The sequence below is a fragment of the Bacillus thuringiensis genome, assembly GCF_001595725.1.
GTDB lineage: Bacteria > Bacillota > Bacilli > Bacillales > Bacillaceae_G > Bacillus_A > Bacillus_A thuringiensis_K.
Genome location: NZ_CP014282.1, coordinates 1,452,100 through 1,470,419, shown reverse-complemented (window position 1 = coordinate 1,470,419; position 18,320 = coordinate 1,452,100). Strand labels below are relative to the sequence as shown.

Here is an 18,320-nt window from a genome sequence, read left to right as displayed (position 1 = left end):
AAGTTGTAGCACACATAGCAGGATTGTTTCAAATTAAGAAGTCCCGTCTTCAAAATGGAAGACGGGACTTCTTTTTTATTATATCATGAACTCATCCATCCTTTTAGCAAAACGATTTACGATAGATAGCCTATAGATTTGTTCTCTCTTTCTTCTATACCATTCTGTTATATTAACTTCCCCTTTAGGTTCTTCAAGTACAAATAGCACATTCATTTTCATATTTGCACAAAACCAATCTCTCATTTTTATTTCTTCATGTAAAATAACAGGATAAATATCTCTAAGTGTTGGCGTATAAGACTTTCGAGTTTCCTTTGCGTAAACTTCATAATCTTCTCTAGACCCAGTATGTGTAGTTTGCAATGCAAACTTATAAAACGAACCATTATAAATTGGATGAAACAATAACCATGCTAATTTTTTTCCTAGTTCTATACGCTGTTGTAACGTTTCAAATTGATAAACCGAAAATCCATACATTCTCCCTTCAATTGTTGGGAAGATAACTGCACTAATATGAAATCTTTCTTGTACTTTAAAAAGTGCAGTATGGAATACATGTTTTTTAAAATATGTGTTCTCAATGACTGGTTTTTGAATTTTATTTTGTTCATTTATAATAAGCGCTGTCATAAGCCTATTTATATCTCTTCTTTCCCAGAAAAATAGCCATTCTTTTTCCATAAAAATTGATACGCTGAAATATTGCAACAAATGAAAGAGAGGTGCACGTCTCTTCTTACTTTCCTCATACAATAATAGCTGTGGAAATGCATCTAAAAAAATAATCCAATTAGCCTGTTCGTACAGAATAAATAAATGTTTTTTTACCATTTTAGGTAAAACAGTAGCATAATATCTCCCTTCTAAATCAGTCATATTCCAGCCCGCATTTCTCGAAACCATACTCGCTAAAAAGGCCCACCTGATTTCACTATTTCTTAAATAATATTCTTGATAAGATTGTGTTCGAGAAATATTGTCCACATTAGCTATTTCTGTTTTCTTTTTAATATTGCGAATGATTGCTCTTTCTTCCTCTGTACAAAACTTTTTTTCTCGATTTTGTTTAATTTTCATATAATCATTCCATGTAAACATAAATAAGTCATCATACCTTTCATCAAAAAGGTCACATCTTTTTTCATTTTTTGATATAATCACCTTTGTAAGTAATTCTTAGCAAGTTGGGAGTGGACACACTATGACCATTCGTTACCCAAATGGAAAAAGGTATAATCAAGCTTCACAACCTCAAAAAACACCTATAAAAACACATACTTATAGTAATAGAGGTATGTCCCTTGAAGAGGAATTGAATGAAACAAATCAATATTACTTAACCCATAATATTGCATGTGTACATAAAAAGCCTACACCTCTTCAAATTGTAAAAGTAGATTACCCCGCTCGAAGTGCTGCAGTGGTAAAAGAAGCGTATTTTAAACAACCTTCTACAACAGATTACAACGGTGTATACAAAGGGAAATACATCGATTTTGAAGCAAAGGAAACAAAAAATAAAACTAGTTTCCCACTTCAAAACTTCCACCTTCATCAAATTGAACATATGAAGCAAGTGGTTGCTCATAATGGAATTGCATTTGTTATTATTAAATTTACACTTTTTGATGAATTTTATTTACTAGATGCAAAACATATTATTGCATTTTGGAATCGTCAAAATACTGGTGGACGCAAGTCGATTACGAAAGAAGAAATAGAAGAGCATGGATCCTTATTATCATGCGGTTATCACCCTCGGATTGACTATATCCGTGTACTAGACATGGTTTATTTTTCGTGATAGAGTCATCACTAAGGCTCTTTTTTCGACTTTTGGGGGAGAGAATGAAAGGTAGGAGAAAGTATAATGTCAGATAATTATCGTTCTCGTACAGAACGAAATCATGTGAAAAATCAAGAGAAAAAAACACATAAAGAAGAAAAACCAAAGAAAAAAGGCTCCTTTTTCAAGAAATTCCTTATAGGTTGTCTACTTCTTGGTATCGTTGGTCTTGTAGCCGGCGTTTCCGCTTTCTTTGTTATGGTAAAGGACGCTCCAAAATTAGACAAATCCAAACTTGTTAATCCTTTATCAACAAAGTTTCTTGATAAAAACGGAAATTTCTTCTATGAATACGGTGCTGAAAAACGAACACATGTTACTTATGATCAAATTCCAAAAGTAGTTGAAAATGCATTCCTTGCAACTGAGGATTCGCGTTTCTATGATCATAATGGAATTGATTTTAAACGAACTACAAAAGCAGTTATGGAAAATGTCACTGGTGGTTTCGGTTCCCAAGGTGGTAGTACGATTACACAGCAAGTCGTTAAAAACTACTTTCTAACGATGGATAAAACCGCTAAGAGAAAAGTACAAGAATGGTACTTATCTTACAAATTAGAGCAACAATACTCTAAACATGAGATTTTAGAAATGTACTTAAATAAGATTAATTTAGGTAACCGTTCATACGGTATTGCGACAGCAGCGCAAAAATATTATGGTAAAGATTTAAAAGACTTGCAATTACATGAAGCTGCTATGCTCGCTGGTTTACCCCAAGGTCCAAACATTTATGATCCAACCAAAAAGGAAAATGTTGAACGAGCAACAAATCGTCGTAATGTCGTATTGTCATTAATGAATCGACATGGTTATATAACAAAAGAAGAAATGAATAATGCAGTTAAAATCCCAGTAACAGAGGGCCTTCAACCGTCTTCAGAAATAACTGAGATGAAGTATCAAGCATTTTTAGATGCAGTTGTAAAAGAAGTTGAAAAAGAATATCCTGATGTAAATATCGGTTCAGATGGTTTAACGATTCATACAACACTTGATCAAGATGCTCAAGATTATGCTGAAAAAATTATGGATGGCAATCTTATTAAGTATCCAAACGATCAATTCCAAGGATCATTCGTATTTATGGATACACAATCTGGAGAAGTTCGAGCAATTGGTGCTGGACGTAAAGAAAATAAGTCCACTTTCAAAGGTCATAATATGGCAACTGATTTAAAACGCCAAGTTGGTTCAACAATGAAACCAATTTTCGACTACGGTCCAGCGATTGAGAATCTTCAGTGGTCTACTTATCATCAATTAAATGACTCTGAATATACTTATTCTGATGGCACAAAGATTAAAAATGCTACAGGGAGTTTTAAAGGTGACGTTTCACTTCGTGAAGCATTGAAGAAGTCATTAAACATCCCGGCTTTAAAGACAGCTCAAACAGTTGGACTTAATAAATCAAAAGAGTTTGCTGAAGGTTTAGGCATGACATTTGAAAATGGAGTACATGAATCTACTGCAATTGGTAGTAACGATAGTTCTCCCTTAGCAGTAGCAGGTGCATATGCAACCTTTGGTAATAGTGGTAACTACAATAAACCACACTTCGTAAAAGAAGTAACCTTCCCGGACGGGAAAAAGAAAAGCTTTAAACCGAAAGAACAACGTGCTATGCAAGACTATACAGCTTACATGGTAACTGACGTTCTTCGTGACGTAGTAAAACCTGGTTCTGGTGGTACAGGACCAACAGCATATGTTTCAGGTGTTGACGTAGCGGGTAAAACTGGAACGCAAAACTTTGATGCAAAAGATTTAAAGAAATACGGCATTCCAGCTGATGCAAACAGAGATAGCTGGTTCGCTGGATATACACCACAATATACGATGGCTGTATGGACGGGTTACGTAAAGAACGGTCCAGAAAACTACATTAGTGATCGTTATACTAAAATTGCACAGCAAATGTTCCAAGTAATGATGAGCAAATTCGCTACAGATAAATCACGCTTTGAACGTCCTTCTTCTGTTCAAGAAATAAACGGAGAATTATATGTAAAAGGTGCGAAAAAAGATGCAATTAAACAAATTAAAGTAGATGCCCCTAGTGGTCTGAATGTCACTTTTGATGGCGCTAGCACAGTTACACTAAACTGGTCTGGACCAGCAGAAGTTGATGCATATGCAGCCAGCTATAAAGCAACTGACGGTTCAAGTGGCAGCCTATCAGTAAGTGGTACGACAGCTACTCTTGGTGGTATTAAACCAGGTGTTACTTATAGCTTCTCTGTAGTAGCGAAAAAAGGCACTGGCACAAGCCCAGCAGTTGGTGCATCCTTCACTGCGCCTGGCGGAACTCCAGATGCGAAAAAAGCTGAAGAAGAGGCTAAGAAAAAGGCCGATGAAGAAGCTAAGAAAAAAGCTGATGAAGAAGCCCAGAAAAAGGCTAATGAAGATAAAGTAAAACAAGACGAAGCTAAGAAAAAGGCTGAAGAAGAGGCTAAAAAACAACAAGAACAGCAACAAGAACAACAACGTAAACAGCAAGAAGAAGCTCAGAAGAAAGCTGATGAGGAAGCTAGAAGGAAAGCTGAAGAAGAAGCTAAGAAAAAAGCTGAAGAAGAAGCTAAGAAGAAAGCTGAAGAAGAGGCCAAGAAAAAAGCTGAAGAAGAAGCTAAGAAACAACAAGAACAGCAACACCAAAATACCGGAGGAGATACACCTCACGCAGACGGTGCTGTTGTTACAACAGAGTCCTAATATACAAAAAAAGAAGTCCGTTTCTCTTAACGAGAAGCGGACTTCTTTTTTGTTATCATTTTCTTTACATACAGCTTTTCTATTTCGATATACAACTGCGCTAATTGAATATAAGAATGATAATTACTCGGTTTCTTTATAATGAATGAATATCTTTCCATAAAATTAACAGGTTGTACTTTTAATTTATTCGTATTTATTTGCATTTCATTCAAACTATGAACAGGTTGTTCATTTAGCCAATAGACAACCGATAACAAGTGAGCTGCAAAAAGAATCATTGGTCCCTCAGCCTCTTGCTTATTTCTATTTCGAAACAGTATAGCAATGTCTTCATGCTTATTTTTCCATACATTCAACATCGCTGGAATACTGTTTTCAATTTCCTTCCATGGCTCATACTGTCTTTCAATATCAAATATAAAGTAAGTATTTTGTATTATCTCTTCAAAAGAATTGTCTGTATGATACTTAATTAAATTTACACTTTCTTCAAAAAATGGTAAACAGTGAAATTCTTTCGGTATTTCTATAACTCGCTCCATCCTTTATTTCACCTTCATTCGCTTCTTTCCTTCACGACATACTTCTAACAGTCTGCACTCCTCACATTGCGGTCGTTGTGCTTTACAGTGATAACGTCCAAAGAAAATCATACGATGATGTGTAACTCCCCACTCATCCATCGGTACTTTTTTCATTAATGTTTTTTCTACTTCTAACACAGAGTCTTTCCATTTACACATAGCTAATCGTTTACTCACTCGCTCCACATGTGTATCAACAGCAATTGCCGGAATTCCAAACGCTACGGAAACTACAACATTCGCTGTTTTCCTTCCTACACCTGGTAATTTCGTAAGTTCATCTCGATCGCTCGGTACTTCTCCATTATAGTCATCTAATAACATTCGGCATAATTTTTGAATGTTTTTTGCTTTATTTCTATACAATCCGATAGAGCGTATATCTTGTTGTAATTCTTCTAGAGAAACACTTAAATAATCTTCTGGTGTTTTATATTTTTGAAATAAATTTCTTGTCACTTTATTTACAAGTACATCCGTACATTGTGCAGATAACGCCACCGCGATTACAAGTTCAAATGGATTATCATGAACCAATTCACAATGTGCTTCTGGATACATATCCGCCATTGTGTCTAAACAATAACGGATTTGCGTTTTGTTAAGCATATTTTTCCTCCTATATTACTGCTCCAACCAATTATAAAAAGGCACTTTTCCAGTAAATTTCGTCTCTTGTTTTGTCATTTGTTGTGTTCTTTGTTGATTCGCTCTAAATTTTTGACCTTGATTTTGAGCCTGATCTACCGTTTTAATTCCATTCTTTTTCCACTCAAATAAAATACGATCAATATATCGGAAATTTAGTTTTCCACTCATTACAGCTTCTCTAAGAGCCGCTTGAATTAAATTTGGATGATGTTGATCTTGGTCCTCCCACATTCCTAACGTTTCACATTCGAACGGCGAAAGTGGTCTTCCAAATTCTTTTTCAAATACTGTATATAAATTTACTTGCAGCTGTTTTTTTTCTTTTTGCTCTTCCTCTATTGATTCATCCATTAAGAAATGTAATATTTTTTCCCATAACGGTTGTAAAGAATAACTTTCGCACATCATCGCTTCTGATCTTTGTCCACCTTCTAGTGATAAAAAACCTTTTTGAATCAATACTTGAATTACTTCCATACATTTCATTTCCGTTATCGTCATCCGTTCAGAAATCTCTGAAGGAGTCGGAAACGAATTACCTGATTCTAAAAATGTGTGTACATGAAGTACCACCATAAATTCCGTCTCATTTAAACCTAATTTTTTATAATGCATCATAAGCAATTTTGGAATTGCAATGCTTCCCTGCTCAAACCACTGTAACATTATTTTCTTTTTCATCACCAAACACCTCGCTCTCTAGTATAACACACCTTTAGCTATTTCTTTTTGCCACAATTCGTCAAAAAAACCTCCCCATTAATAGGGAGGTTTTTTATATTACATGAATGAAATATAAAATTAAGCTTGCACTTTACTTTTCATAAACGTATGAATGCGTTCTAATGCTTTCTCTACTTGTTCAAGAGATGTCGCATATGATAAGCGAACGTTATTCGGAGCACCAAATCCTGTACCTGGTACAAGAGCCACTTTTTCCTCTTCTAATAAAGCTTTTGCCCAATCATCAACGTTTTCGTATCCAGATAAAGCTACAGCTTCTTTTACATTAGGGAATAAGTAAAATGCACCTTGTGGTTTAATGCAAGTAAAGCCAGGGATTTGAATTAATTTATCATAAATAATGTTTAATCTCTCTTCAAATGCTTGACGCATTGTTTCTACAGGTTCTTGTGAGCCTGCATATGCCGCAATTGCGCCGTATTGAGCGATTGAAGTAGGGTTTGACGTACTATGACTCGCTAAGTTCGTCATCGCTTTAATAAGCTGCTTATTCCCTGCTGCATATCCAATACGCCATCCTGTCATAGAATGAGATTTAGATACACCATTAATAATAAGTGTTTGTTCTTTTAATGCATTAGAAAGCTGGGCAACCGAAGTATATTCTGCTCCACCATAAATTAACTTTTCATAAATTTCATCTGAAACGATTAAAATATCGTGTTCTAAACATACTTCTCCAAGCTGTTGTAATTCTTCTTTGCTGTAAATCATTCCTGTTGGATTGCTTGGTGAATTAATAATAACTGCTTTCGTTTTCTCTGTAATTGCCTCACGCAGCTGCTCTGCTGTAATTTTGTACTCATTGCCTTCCAGACCTTCTACATAAACTGGCTTACCTCCAGCGAGCTTTACTTGCTCAGGATAACTTACCCAGTAAGGCGTTGGGATGATAACTTCATCTCCTTCATCAAGTAACACTTGGAATAATGTATATAATGCATGCTTTGCGCCGTTACATACAATAATTTCGGACGGATCATACGCAATTCCTTGATCGCGAGTAAACTTCTTCACAATCTCTTGTTTTAACGCTTGTAATCCACCTGTTGGTGTATACTTCGTATGTCCTTCTAACATCGCTTTATGTGCAGCATCCATAATATGTTCTGGCGTATTAAAGTCAGGTTCTCCTGCCCCTAATCCAATTACATCATGACCTTCTGCTTTTAATGCTTGTGCCTTTGCTGTAATTTCTAAAGTTGAAGACGGTGTTAAAGCAGCTACTCGCTTTGCTAATTTCATTTGTAGTTCCCCCTACATCTATTTTTCAATGCTATATCGTCTTAAAAATTTTCCATCTTTAAATTCAAGATAGTAATAGCTATAACGATTGTCATCATCAATATATGTAACTTCCCATAGTGGTACATCATTTTCAAAGCCTAATTTCACTTTCATAATCTCTTTCGGCTTACTTTTTGATTCCTTACTTTCATTGCCGACTTGCTCTATTGTTCTTTGTATAGCCTCTTTTTCAGAAATACCTTCGCTCTTTTTCCTTACTACAGTATCCCCTTTTTTCTCAGGCACCCAAACGATAAGTTGTTCTCCCTTTTCATCTGTACCTTGCACGACTATATATGCAGATTTTCCATTGTAATAATCAACAGATTTGACCTTTGTAAGCTTTGCTTTTTCTTTAGCAATTTCTACAAATTTCGACTCTTTGGGAATTTTCTTTCCCATCGCTTTATTATAAACATACGCCCCATATATTCCGCTAGCAACGATAACAATAATGATTGCAAAGATCCACTTTTTCATTGTATCACTACGTTCTGTAAATCGTAAATACAGCTGTTTCTTTATCTTTTTCGTCTAATGCTAGTCCGAACATGAGGTCCTGCTCTTTTAACGTACGATTCAAACTATCAACAATTTTATACAAATCAGACGAATATTTAATACGTGTCGTTGATAGTACTTCGATTTTCTTCTCCATGAAAAAACTCCTCCGTTACACAAAAATTTCTAATTATAGAAGAACGCAATGCGGTTACAATAAGAGTACATTCTTTACAACCCCTGCTTCATCACCCATCTATTATAGCAGGACATGTACAGCAAAAAAAGGTTTCAAGTCGAAAACCAACACATTTTGTATACAAGAAGTAAGAAAAATAAAATTCCTCCTACCCACATTTTTTACGCCCGAAGTTTATAAATACTTCAGGCGTATTTTTCTTCCATTTTTATTCATTTGGTGGTTCTTCTAATTGTACTAATAATTCTTCTAATGGTCCTTCATAAAGAGGTACGTTAGGGATCGATTGTAGAAATCGTTTTCCATAAGAAGAACTCGTCAAACGACGATCTAACACTACTACCGTTCCTGTGTCTGTATTCGTTCGAATTAAACGGCCAAATCCTTGTTTGAAACGTAATATTGCTTGTGGGAGCGCTAATTTAGCGAATACATCTTCACCTTGATTTTTTAGCCACTCACCTTTCGCTTCCATCATCGGCTGATGAGGAGGTGTAAATGGTAGACGGACTATAACAAGACAACTTAAGGCATCTCCTGGAATATCTATTCCTTCCCAGAAACTGCTCGTCCCTAATAAAATTGATTTGTCGAACTCTTGAAACTTTCGAATTAAACGGCTTCTACTTCTATTATTCACACTTTGTGTGAGTAATAAATAACCCTCTAATTCATCATTATTTTTTAAATTCGCATACGCTTCTTTTAACATTTCATACGAAGTGAATAAAACGAGCATTCTGCCTTTTGTGGTTTTCGCTATCTTTGCAATATGTTCCGATACAGATTCAATAAATCGTTCATTACTTACTTGCTTAATAAAAGGTACATCCGTTGAAACCATTAATTTCATCTGTTCATCATAACGAAATGGTGACGGAACCTTTAAAGTATTTGGAGCGAAATCATGTAAACCAAGTTCCTCTTTTATATAATCAAACGTATCGTTAATTGTTAGTGTTGCAGATGTAAAAATAACACTCTTTTTTTCTGTTAAAAATTCATCCGCAAATCTTTCACCAATATGAACAGGCTGTGCATATAGAACTGTTGAATGAATCGTCCCTTTCGTTTCAGTCTCCATCCAAGTTACATACGAATTCTTTTCTAATATGAGTAATTGTAATGATTCTGCCATCTTTCTCAGCAACTCAATTAAATGCATAAATTCACCTGTTACAACATGCATCTCCCATTCTAACTTACTTTGCAATATATTCACTTGCTTCTCAAGAGCAGTTACTACCCTTCTTAATTCATATATAAAACGATTTGTTAATTCGACAATACTATCCCACAACTTACCTTTTTCTAGTTCTGGGTTATACCTATAGATGAGCGGCATATTATTCGTTCCTTGTTCTTGCTTTGTTTGTTTAAATATAAAAGTACGTAACATTTGGAAGAGTTCATCCGCATCAAACTTAAGTTCCTTCAAACTATAACTTATCATACGGAAAGTTGAACGAGATGCTTGCTCTGATTTTTTCATCATTTTATATACTTTGGAGAGTACATCTTCTGTTTCTAGCGTCCCAAGACGAGATATAACCAATTGAAAATACATACAAGAGAACTGTTCACCCAATGTTCTACTCGCAGCTTCTTCAATATGGTGAGCTTCATCAAAAATAATATGTTCGCATGAAGCAAACAACGGTTCTTCACTTGAAAAATCTTGAAATAATAACGCATGATTTGTAATAACGATATCTGCAAATAAAGCTTTATTCTTCGCTCGCTGGTAAAAACAACGACTATACCAATTACTTTGCATACCGCCTGGACTATACGCATCGCTACAAATCCGATTCCAAAGTAACTTTCCACCCTCAGGAATATTTAATTCGTCTCGATCACCTGTTTCAGTTTGCAATAGCCAAACTAAAATCTTCGCCTTCGTAAGTGCCATATCATAATTTTTTTCTTCCTCTTGCAAAGCATACTCAAATTTATGTAAGCATAAATAATGCTTTCTTCCTTTTAGAAGAGCTACCTCAAATGAAAATGGCATTATTTTTTGTAATAACGGAATTTCTTTTTCTAATATTTGTTGTTGGAGTTGTACCGTTTGTGTACTTATAATGACAGGTTCTTCTTTTCTCTTTGCAAAATAAAGACTAGGAAGCAAATAAGCAAGAGTCTTTCCTGTTCCTGTACCGGCTTCAATTAGTGAAAAACGAGAATCTCTTAACGCCGTATATATCTCTTTCATCATCAATTGTTGACTTTCTCTTCTTTCAAACTTTGGCATATGTGATTCCAATTTATCCATCGTTTTATTCAAGAAAGCATCAAACTTTGATGAACACGTTTCTCCAAGGTTTAAGGAATAGTTCCGCTTTTTCAGCGCAATATTTCGATGTATTTCATACTCCGCTGTATCTTCTTTACCGTGCATTACTTTCTTTAAAATATTTTCAGAAAGCACATCAGCTATATCACTTTGGAACACATCGCTTAATTCATAAAGCGATTGCAACGTGACAAGTGGTAACTTTTCAATTTCATTTAAAAATTGTAAAAATAATTCCGCTGTTGCAAGAGCATCACTATCCGCACGATGTGGTTGATCGTGCTCTAGTTCATGCTTCTTAGCTAAATCACGTAATTTATAACTATCGGCTGTCGGCAAAAGAATTTGAGCCAATTCAACCGTGTCGATTTTCGGACAATGTATTTCTGTATATCCAGCTTGCCTTAATTCTTCATTTAAAAAATTCCAATCAAAGTGAACATTATGCGCAACGAAAGCCGCACCTTGTAATAGCTCAACAATCATCGGGGCTACATCTTGAAATAACGGGGCTTGTTTTACAAGACTTTCATCAATCCCTGTTAATTCTGTAATAAATGGTGGGATCTCTCTCTTTGGATTAACAAAAGACGAAAAAATCTCCAATATCTCTCCATCTTCTACTACAACAGCTGCAATTTGGGTAATTTTATCCTTCCCATCTTTCCAGGAGTTCCCTGTCGTCTCTAAATCAACAACGACATAACGCTTACTCATATATGTAACACCTCAATTTCTTACCTTTCAAACAACAATAATTTATATAATGTTACTATACCACGTTTTATCTCATCTTAATGAAAAGATGCACAAAAAAGCTATCTCCGCAATGGAGATAGCTTTTCTACTTATAATATCGTACCCGCTTTTTCAGCACCTAACATTTCAATAATTTGATTATTATCGTCTAGTACTGCAATTTTTGGTTCTTGTTTATGAATCTCTTCTTCCGTAACTAGCCCATAACAAATAATAATTACTTTGTCCCCTGGTTGTACAAGCCTTGCCGCAGCACCGTTTAAACAAACAACACCACTACCGCGTTCCCCTTTAATAACGTATGTCTCTAAGCGAGCACCATTATTATTATTTACAATTTGGACTTTTTCGTTTTCTACAATATTTACCGCATCCATTAAGTCTTCATCAATTGTAATACTACCTACATAATTTAAATTTGCCTCCGTTACAGTTGCACGATGTAACTTTGCTCTCATCATTGTGCGAAACATAGATGCTCCCCCTTATTTAACCGTTAATGTTATATTGTCAATTAATCTTACATTTTCAAACTTAACTGCAATAGCTAAAATGATCCTTCCTTCGACTTTCTCTACCATTGTTAATGACGGATATGCATATAAATCCACATAATCTACAGTGCCTTTCGTATGCGTCTCAATATACTCTTTCACAAGATTTGTAATGATTTCCGGATTACGTTCACCTGCCTCAATTCTTTCTTTCGCTATACATAGGCTTCGGTATAAATGAAGAGCTTCTTCACGTTCATCTTGTGATAGGTACACGTTACGAGAACTTTTCGCTAAACCATCTTCTTCCCTTACAATATCAACTGGTACGATTGTAACTGGAATATTGAAATCAGTTACAAATCCTTCAATGACAGCAACTTGTTGAGCATCTTTCATACCGAAATAAGCACGCATTGGCAGCGTAATATTAAATAGTTTCATTAGTACAGTTGCAACACCAGCAAAATGACCAGGTCTTTGTTTGCCACATAATACATCGGTACGCTTTACAACTTCAACTGTTGTCGTTTGTTCTGCTGGATACATTTCTTCTACACTCGGATAAAATAAATAATCTACACCGTTTTCTTTTGCTACATTTTCATCTCTATCAATATCACGAGGATATCGATCTAAATCTTCATTTGGGCCAAATTGTAGTGGGTTTACAAATACACTTAAAACTACAATTTCATTTTCTTCTCTTGCCTTACGTAATAAAGTAGCATGGCCTTCATGTAAATAACCCATTGTTGGAACAAAACCAATACTCTTTCCACTTGCACGAAGTTCGTTTGTAATTTGCTGCATCTCTTGCACTGTAGTTACGATTTTCATTATTGTTTTCCTCCGTATAACGCTAAGCATTCTTCCTCTTTCATTGTGAACGAATGTTTTTCTTCAGGAAATTTCCTTGTCTTTACTTCAGTAACATATTGTGAAATCCCGCGTACAATCTCCTCTTGAACAGACGTATATTGCTTCACAAATTTCGGAACACGATTTACGCCGTATGAGATAAGATCATGATAAACAAGCACTTGCCCATCTACTTTTTGTCCTGCACCAATCCCAATTGTCGGTATTGTTAGTTGCTCTGAAATAAGTTCTGCTAGCTGCATTGGTACACATTCTAACACAAGCGCTATTGCACCAGCTTCTTCACATTTCTTTGCATCTTCTATTAATTTTTTTGCACTCTCCGCATCTTTTCCTTGCACTTTATATCCACCCAACACTCCTACAGATTGAGGGGTTAAACCTAAATGCGCTACAACAGGAATTCCTGCGTTCGTCAAATATTGAATCGTCGATATAACTTCTCCAGCACCTTCTACCTTCAGTGCGTGTGCCCCGCTCTCTTGAACGATGCGGCGTGCATTCACCATCGTTTCTTGTAATGATACGTGATACGACATAAATGGCATATCAGTTACAATAAACGTCTCTTTCGCTCCACGGCGTACAGCTTTCGTATGATGAATCATATCCTCTACTGTTACAGGTACTGTTGAATCGTATCCGAGTACAACCATTCCAAGAGAATCTCCAACTAGAATCATATCAACTTCAGCTTCTTCTGCTAATTTAGCAGATGGATAATCATACGCCGTTAGCATTGTAATCGGCTCACCTTGCTCTTTCATCTTCAAAAAATCTGTTTTTGTTTTCAAAAACTACTCCTCCTTTATGCAGGAGAGAGGAGATGGCCGAAATCATATAAAAAACCCCTCTGGCCATAAAAGGGCAGAAGGGTTGTGTGTTAGTCGGCATTATTCATCCCTCTGTCCCAGTCCGTTATTGGATCAAGGCAGAATCCAAGTTATTATTTTTCGTATGACTTCGAATCATGGTGCAGTTCGCTCTGATACTGCCCACATTCGAACTAATTATAGCAAACTACAAAAAGGAATTACTACATTTTTTTGAAAAAATAATTTTTTATTCTTATTACGGTATATGAAATTTAATACGAGAGTATATGCTATACAGTTTTTATGGATAATTCAATCCTGAAAAGATACATGTTTTTCAACGCATGTTAAAAAAAGTCCAAGTTAATTTTTTCTGTAATCCATTTAACTGTATAGTATAACCCTTAAACTAATGATGCAGGTTAATTGAAGAAAGCACTTAACAAAGGAGAATTGCAGATGAAAAGAATTTATTATCATGTTACAAATTCACCTCAAAACTATTGAAATAAAAAGAAGTTCCAAAAGAGGAACTTCTTTTACTTAATTTCGATATCTGCAGAATGAATATGATGTACTTTTCCTTCATGGTCTTCTAGAAGCAATACACCATCCTCTGTAATTCCTTTTGCTACACCCGTAATCGTCTCTCTCATTGTTCGAGCGGTAATTTCTTTCCCGATGCTCACAGCGTAACTTTCCCAAAGAATTTTAATGACAGAGAAACCATTTTGTAAATACTCTTCATATAATTTTTCTAGTTGTAAATAGATTTGTTGCATAAGTTCTGCACGAACAATCGGCTTACCTGATTCAATCGCTAATGAAGTAGCAATGTGCTGAATTTCTTCATCAAAATGTTCTTGCTTTTGATTCGCATTAATACCGATGCCCATAATGACAGCATTAATTTTATCAGGATCCGCTTGCATTTCTGTTAATATACCTACAGCCTTTTTACCTTGAATTAAAATATCATTTGGCCATTTTATTCCTACGTTTACACCTGTACATTTTTCAATTGCCTGTGCAACACTAACAGCCGCTAACAAAGTAAGTTGCGGTGCATGATGAACTGGGATTGATGGGCGTAAAATAATACTCATCCAAATCCCTGTTCCTTTTGGTGAATGCCATTTTCTGCTTAAACGACCTCTTCCCGCTGTTTGTTCTTCTGCTACAACGACAGTTCCTTCTTCTGCACCTTCATAAGCAAGTTTTGCTGCAATGTGCTGCGTTGATTCAACAGTTTCTTCAAAATACACTGTTCTACCAATTCGCTTCGTTTGTAGCCCTAACTGAATTTCATTAGCAGTCACTTTGTCTGGCTTACTTGCAATTCGGTAACCTAATCGGCGCACAGCTTCAAGTTCATATCCCTCACTCCGGAGATCCTCCATATGTTTCCACACAGCAGTTCTTGAACAACCAAGTTTATCACTAATTGTTTGGCCGGATACAAACTCGCCATCCGCTTCAGAAAAAACTTGCAATAACTGCTTTCTTATAGTAGATTGCATCCTTGCAGCCACTCCCTTATACGCTCTTTCTCATTAACTACGTTTCCTTGTACGATTGCTTCTTCGATTTTCTGAAGCATTTCAGCAACCCACGGACCAGGCTTTTTGTTTGCCCAGTTTAATAAATCATTACCAGTCACATTCATTTCTTGACGCTCCTGGATTGGCAATGCATGAAACATTGATTGTACTCGTTCAACAGATGTAGGATTATAGCTTTCAATCATCGCTTCATATACTCTCTCTGCCATTTCAGCGATATGAATTCCCGTTTTATAAAGAAGGACTGTATCCCAATCCTTCTCCTTTCTAGTACGAATTGCCAATAAAACTGCAACAATATCTTTTATTTTTTTATTCGAAAACTTCCATTGACGTAAAAAGACAGATGGATGTTCTTCTCCGATACAATATAAGAAAAATGCCCACGCCTCAATATCCGTTTCGAAAGAATCCCATTTATACTGCGTAGCTTTTAACAGTCTCTCTTCTGACATTTGTAAATATGGCAAATGAGAAAATAGCTTCGTCTCTACTAATTCTTTGAGACCTTTCACACAATATGTACCAGTTAACAGTTTCTCAAACTCTACTGTAATACGCTCAATTGCTATATGTTCTAGCAAATGCCCATGCGTTTCAATCGCTTGCTTCGTTTTCATTTCTAATGAAAAACCTAACGTGCTTACAAACCGAATACCACGCATCATTCGCAGGGCATCTTCTTGAAAACGATCCGCAGCATTTCCAACTGTCACAATTTCTCTCTGTTGAATGGCTTCCTGTCCAGCAAATAAATCAACCATTTTGCCTTCTTCTGTCATAGCAATTGCATTCATCGTGAAATCACGACGTTTTAAATCCTCTTCTAATGAACGAACAAATTGAACACTACTAGGTCTTCGAAAATCTTCATATTCGCTTTCTGTTCGAAAAGTAGTTACCTCATAAGGCTCACCATTTTCTACAACAATTACAGTTCCATGCTCAAGACCAACAGGAACATTTCTTGGGAATATAGCCATCACTTCTTCTGGTAGAGCAGATGTCGCAATATCAATATCTCCAATCGGCCTATCGATAATAAGATCTCGTACGCTCCCACCAACAAAGTAAGCCTCATGTCCTTGTTGCTTTAATGTCTCAATAATAGAACTAGCTTTTTTAAATCTTTCCATTTTTGTCATCCCTTAGTACGTCATAGTAAATCGTTTCATATTGTGAAACAATTTTTTCTGAGCGAAATTGCTCATAAACACTTTCTCTTGCTCGCTCTCCCATATTACGGTGAAGTTCCTCGTCCTTTAATAGCTGAATAGCTTGATTTGCCACTCCTGTTGTATCGCCAACTTCACATAAATATCCTGTTTCCCCGTGTTGAATAACCTCTGGAATACCTCCAACCCGCGTTCCGATACAAGGTACACCACACGCCATTGCTTCTAATAAAACAAGACCAAAACTTTCCTTCTCTGATAGAAGCAACATTAAATCACTCATCGCGAGTAGTTCTGCAACATTATCTTGCTTCCCTAAGAATAAAACGCGATCTTCAATATGTAAATTTTTCACTATCTGTAAAATCGTACAGAATTCTGGTCCGTCTCCAACAAGAAGCAACTTCGCATCTACTTCTTTAACAATTTTAGCAAATGCCTGAACAACATCCTGCACACGTTTCACTTTACGGAAATTCGAAATATGAATAAGTACTTTTTCACTCTCACTTATACCATATTCTTTCTTTAATTGAGACATATTACGCTTGAAATATACACGTTCGTCTATAAAGTTATATACCGTTTGAATTTCTTTACTTGGTTTTACAAGCTCATGTGTTTCATTAATTAATGAATGCGAGACAGCAGTGACAACATCTGATTGCTCAATACCAAAACGAATTAAATTATTTAACGAAGGGTCGGAACCTAACACAGTAATATCTGTTCCATGTAAGGTTGTAACAATTTTAATACGCTCTCCGATCATTTGTTTTGCTAAATATGCACAAATTGCATGTGGTATTGCGTAATGCACATGTAAAATGTCTAAGTTTTCTCTTTGTGCAACCTCGGCCATTTTACTTGCTAACGCTAAATCGTATGGTGGATATTGAAATACAGAGTATTGATTTACCGTCACTTCATGAAAATAAATGTTTGGATATACTTTATTTAACCGGAATGGTAAACCCGATGTAATAAAGTGAATTTCATGCCCACGTTCCGCCAATTGCTTTCCTAATTCTGTTCCAACAACTCCAGAACCACCTACAGAAGGATAACATGTAATACCTATTTTTAATTTCATTTACATCCCCCTAATAAATCAGCATGTAATAAAACCGGTTTCTTACTCATAAATCCCTCGGCATACAAGACTCCAACTTCTTTTCCAAACATCTTCTCACGAGCGATCACAGTTTCAACGTAACCTTCTGTTAACGGTGTCTTAACACCATCGCTCCCTGTTGAAAACTGACTTTCATACGCTTCTAATGCTTCCACCTTTATAGAGAGGTACTCACTTATATCTATACAAAAATTCGGTTTATGAAAACCATTAATCATATAATTATAAAAAGACTCCACACGATGTGGTGAAAGTTCCGGCATATATTTACGGATTCCTGCTGAAAAAATAGCCTCTTCCACAAGCTTTGCACAATTTGCATGATCTGGATGGCGATCTTCATAGTACGGCGCAAAAACTAGTTTTGGTTTATATGTACGGATCACCTTGACAATTTCACGTATATACTCTTCTTTCATATACAAACCACGGTCTGGCATCGCTAAATTCAGCCTCGTTTTTACTCCCATTATACGAGCTGCGACCTTCGCTTCTTCTTTTCTCAACTCTATCGTTCCATTTGAAGAAAGATCAGCTTCTGTTAAATCACAAATACCTACTTCATACCCTTGCTTTGTATATTTAGCGATGGTACCAGCCATGCCGATTTCAACATCATCGGCATGAGCACCAAACGCTAATATATGTAATCCACTCATAATT

At 35.9% G+C, this 18,320-nt stretch carries 17 protein-coding genes; 2 read left to right on the top strand and 15 right to left on the bottom strand.

Annotated features, from left to right (window positions below):
* Positions 1-78: 78 nt before the first annotated feature.
* Positions 79-1,104 carry a DUF2515 domain-containing protein gene (locus AXW78_RS07510; RefSeq protein WP_000495646.1) on the bottom strand — a complete coding sequence of 342 codons (1,026 nt, stop codon included), beginning with the start codon at positions 1,102-1,104 and terminating at the stop codon, positions 79-81.
* 103 nt (positions 1,105-1,207) lie between these two features.
* Between AXW78_RS07510 and recU the strand changes: the two genes are divergently transcribed.
* Together recU and AXW78_RS07500 are read left to right on the top strand one after the other, a co-directional pair.
* Entirely contained in the window at positions 1,208-1,810 is a 603-nt protein-coding gene (recU, locus tag AXW78_RS07505) for a Holliday junction resolvase RecU (protein ID WP_000155598.1), read from the top strand.
* Between the two features lie 66 nt (positions 1,811-1,876).
* Entirely contained in the window at positions 1,877-4,570 is a 2,694-nt protein-coding gene (locus AXW78_RS07500; protein ID WP_001283096.1) for a PBP1A family penicillin-binding protein, read from the top strand.
* A 26-nt stretch (positions 4,571-4,596) separates the two neighbouring features.
* Here AXW78_RS07500 and AXW78_RS07495 read toward each other — a convergent pair whose 3' ends face one another.
* From AXW78_RS07495 to bshB1, 14 genes are all read right to left on the bottom strand, one after another.
* A complete protein-coding gene (locus tag AXW78_RS07495) occupies positions 4,597-5,115 on the bottom strand; it encodes a YpoC family protein (RefSeq protein ID WP_000442648.1) in 519 nt (172 codons plus the stop codon).
* A 3-nt stretch (positions 5,116-5,118) separates the two neighbouring features.
* Positions 5,119-5,766, bottom strand: coding sequence for an endonuclease III (gene nth / locus AXW78_RS07490; RefSeq protein WP_000933036.1), 648 nt, complete (start codon positions 5,764-5,766; stop codon positions 5,119-5,121).
* 15 nt (positions 5,767-5,781) lie between these two features.
* Positions 5,782-6,489 (bottom strand): DNA replication protein DnaD, encoded by a 708-nt coding sequence (gene dnaD / locus AXW78_RS07485; RefSeq protein ID WP_000727172.1) that lies wholly within the window; start codon positions 6,487-6,489, stop codon positions 5,782-5,784.
* Positions 6,490-6,609: 120 nt separating this feature from the next.
* Positions 6,610-7,797, bottom strand: a complete 1,188-nt coding sequence (gene aspB, locus AXW78_RS07480) for an aspartate transaminase AspB (protein ID WP_000761568.1) — start codon at positions 7,795-7,797, stop codon at positions 6,610-6,612.
* A gap of 18 nt (positions 7,798-7,815) precedes the next feature.
* The gene (locus AXW78_RS07475) at positions 7,816-8,319 is read right to left on the bottom strand and encodes a cell wall elongation regulator TseB-like domain-containing protein (RefSeq protein WP_000758739.1); all 504 of its coding nucleotides are present in this window, start codon (positions 8,317-8,319) and stop codon (positions 7,816-7,818) included.
* A gap of 7 nt (positions 8,320-8,326) precedes the next feature.
* Positions 8,327-8,497, bottom strand: a complete 171-nt coding sequence (locus tag AXW78_RS07470; protein WP_000412179.1) for a YpmA family protein — start codon at positions 8,495-8,497, stop codon at positions 8,327-8,329.
* Between the two features lie 250 nt (positions 8,498-8,747).
* Positions 8,748-11,552: an ATP-dependent DNA helicase DinG gene (gene dinG / locus AXW78_RS07465; protein ID WP_000044965.1), complete on the bottom strand. Its 2,805-nt coding sequence runs from the start codon at positions 11,550-11,552 to the stop codon at positions 8,748-8,750.
* Between the two features lie 131 nt (positions 11,553-11,683).
* On the bottom strand, positions 11,684-12,067 hold the full coding sequence (gene panD / locus AXW78_RS07460; protein WP_000490182.1) for an aspartate 1-decarboxylase: 384 nt from the start codon (positions 12,065-12,067) through the stop codon (positions 11,684-11,686).
* A 12-nt stretch (positions 12,068-12,079) separates the two neighbouring features.
* On the bottom strand, positions 12,080-12,928 hold the full coding sequence (panC, locus tag AXW78_RS07455; protein WP_000707012.1) for a pantoate--beta-alanine ligase: 849 nt from the start codon (positions 12,926-12,928) through the stop codon (positions 12,080-12,082).
* Positions 12,928-13,764: a 3-methyl-2-oxobutanoate hydroxymethyltransferase gene (gene panB / locus AXW78_RS07450; protein WP_000851107.1), complete on the bottom strand. Its 837-nt coding sequence runs from the start codon at positions 13,762-13,764 to the stop codon at positions 12,928-12,930. Before panB ends, panC begins: the two co-directional genes overlap by 1 nt.
* A 560-nt stretch (positions 13,765-14,324) precedes the next feature.
* The gene (locus tag AXW78_RS07445; protein WP_001192064.1) at positions 14,325-15,305 is read right to left on the bottom strand and encodes a biotin--[acetyl-CoA-carboxylase] ligase; all 981 of its coding nucleotides are present in this window, start codon (positions 15,303-15,305) and stop codon (positions 14,325-14,327) included.
* Positions 15,290-16,483, bottom strand: a complete 1,194-nt coding sequence (locus tag AXW78_RS07440) for a CCA tRNA nucleotidyltransferase (RefSeq protein ID WP_000439318.1) — start codon at positions 16,481-16,483, stop codon at positions 15,290-15,292. Before AXW78_RS07440 ends, AXW78_RS07445 begins: the two co-directional genes overlap by 16 nt.
* Entirely contained in the window at positions 16,470-17,615 is a 1,146-nt protein-coding gene (bshA, locus tag AXW78_RS07435) for an N-acetyl-alpha-D-glucosaminyl L-malate synthase BshA (RefSeq protein WP_000768305.1), read from the bottom strand. The genes AXW78_RS07440 and bshA overlap by 14 nt, the downstream gene beginning before the upstream one ends.
* The gene (bshB1, locus tag AXW78_RS07430; protein WP_000015673.1) at positions 17,612-18,316 is read right to left on the bottom strand and encodes a bacillithiol biosynthesis deacetylase BshB1; all 705 of its coding nucleotides are present in this window, start codon (positions 18,314-18,316) and stop codon (positions 17,612-17,614) included. The genes bshA and bshB1 overlap by 4 nt, the downstream gene beginning before the upstream one ends.
* Positions 18,317-18,320 lie beyond the last annotated feature (4 nt).

What these genes read in the sequence shown, in the direction of transcription:
- AXW78_RS07510 (WP_000495646.1), bottom strand. Translation starts at nt 1,104, where the DNA reads ATGTTTACATGGAATGATTATATGAAAATTAAACAAAATCGAGAAAAA.
- recU (WP_000155598.1), top strand. Translation starts at nt 1,208, where the DNA reads ATGACCATTCGTTACCCAAATGGAAAAAGGTATAATCAAGCTTCACAA.
- AXW78_RS07500 (WP_001283096.1), top strand. Translation starts at nt 1,877, where the DNA reads ATGTCAGATAATTATCGTTCTCGTACAGAACGAAATCATGTGAAAAAT.
- AXW78_RS07495 (WP_000442648.1), bottom strand. Translation starts at nt 5,115, where the DNA reads ATGGAGCGAGTTATAGAAATACCGAAAGAATTTCACTGTTTACCATTT.
- nth (WP_000933036.1), bottom strand. Translation starts at nt 5,766, where the DNA reads ATGCTTAACAAAACGCAAATCCGTTATTGTTTAGACACAATGGCGGAT.
- dnaD (WP_000727172.1), bottom strand. Translation starts at nt 6,489, where the DNA reads ATGAAAAAGAAAATAATGTTACAGTGGTTTGAGCAGGGAAGCATTGCA.
- aspB (WP_000761568.1), bottom strand. Translation starts at nt 7,797, where the DNA reads ATGAAATTAGCAAAGCGAGTAGCTGCTTTAACACCGTCTTCAACTTTA.
- AXW78_RS07475 (WP_000758739.1), bottom strand. Translation starts at nt 8,319, where the DNA reads ATGAAAAAGTGGATCTTTGCAATCATTATTGTTATCGTTGCTAGCGGA.
- AXW78_RS07470 (WP_000412179.1), bottom strand. Translation starts at nt 8,497, where the DNA reads ATGGAGAAGAAAATCGAAGTACTATCAACGACACGTATTAAATATTCG.
- dinG (WP_000044965.1), bottom strand. Translation starts at nt 11,552, where the DNA reads ATGAGTAAGCGTTATGTCGTTGTTGATTTAGAGACGACAGGGAACTCC.
- panD (WP_000490182.1), bottom strand. Translation starts at nt 12,067, where the DNA reads ATGTTTCGCACAATGATGAGAGCAAAGTTACATCGTGCAACTGTAACG.
- panC (WP_000707012.1), bottom strand. Translation starts at nt 12,928, where the DNA reads ATGAAAATCGTAACTACAGTGCAAGAGATGCAGCAAATTACAAACGAA.
- AXW78_RS07445 (WP_001192064.1), bottom strand. Translation starts at nt 15,305, where the DNA reads ATGCAATCTACTATAAGAAAGCAGTTATTGCAAGTTTTTTCTGAAGCG.
- AXW78_RS07440 (WP_000439318.1), bottom strand. Translation starts at nt 16,483, where the DNA reads ATGGAAAGATTTAAAAAAGCTAGTTCTATTATTGAGACATTAAAGCAA.
- bshA (WP_000768305.1), bottom strand. Translation starts at nt 17,615, where the DNA reads ATGAAATTAAAAATAGGTATTACATGTTATCCTTCTGTAGGTGGTTCT.
- bshB1 (WP_000015673.1), bottom strand. Translation starts at nt 18,316, where the DNA reads ATGAGTGGATTACATATATTAGCGTTTGGTGCTCATGCCGATGATGTT.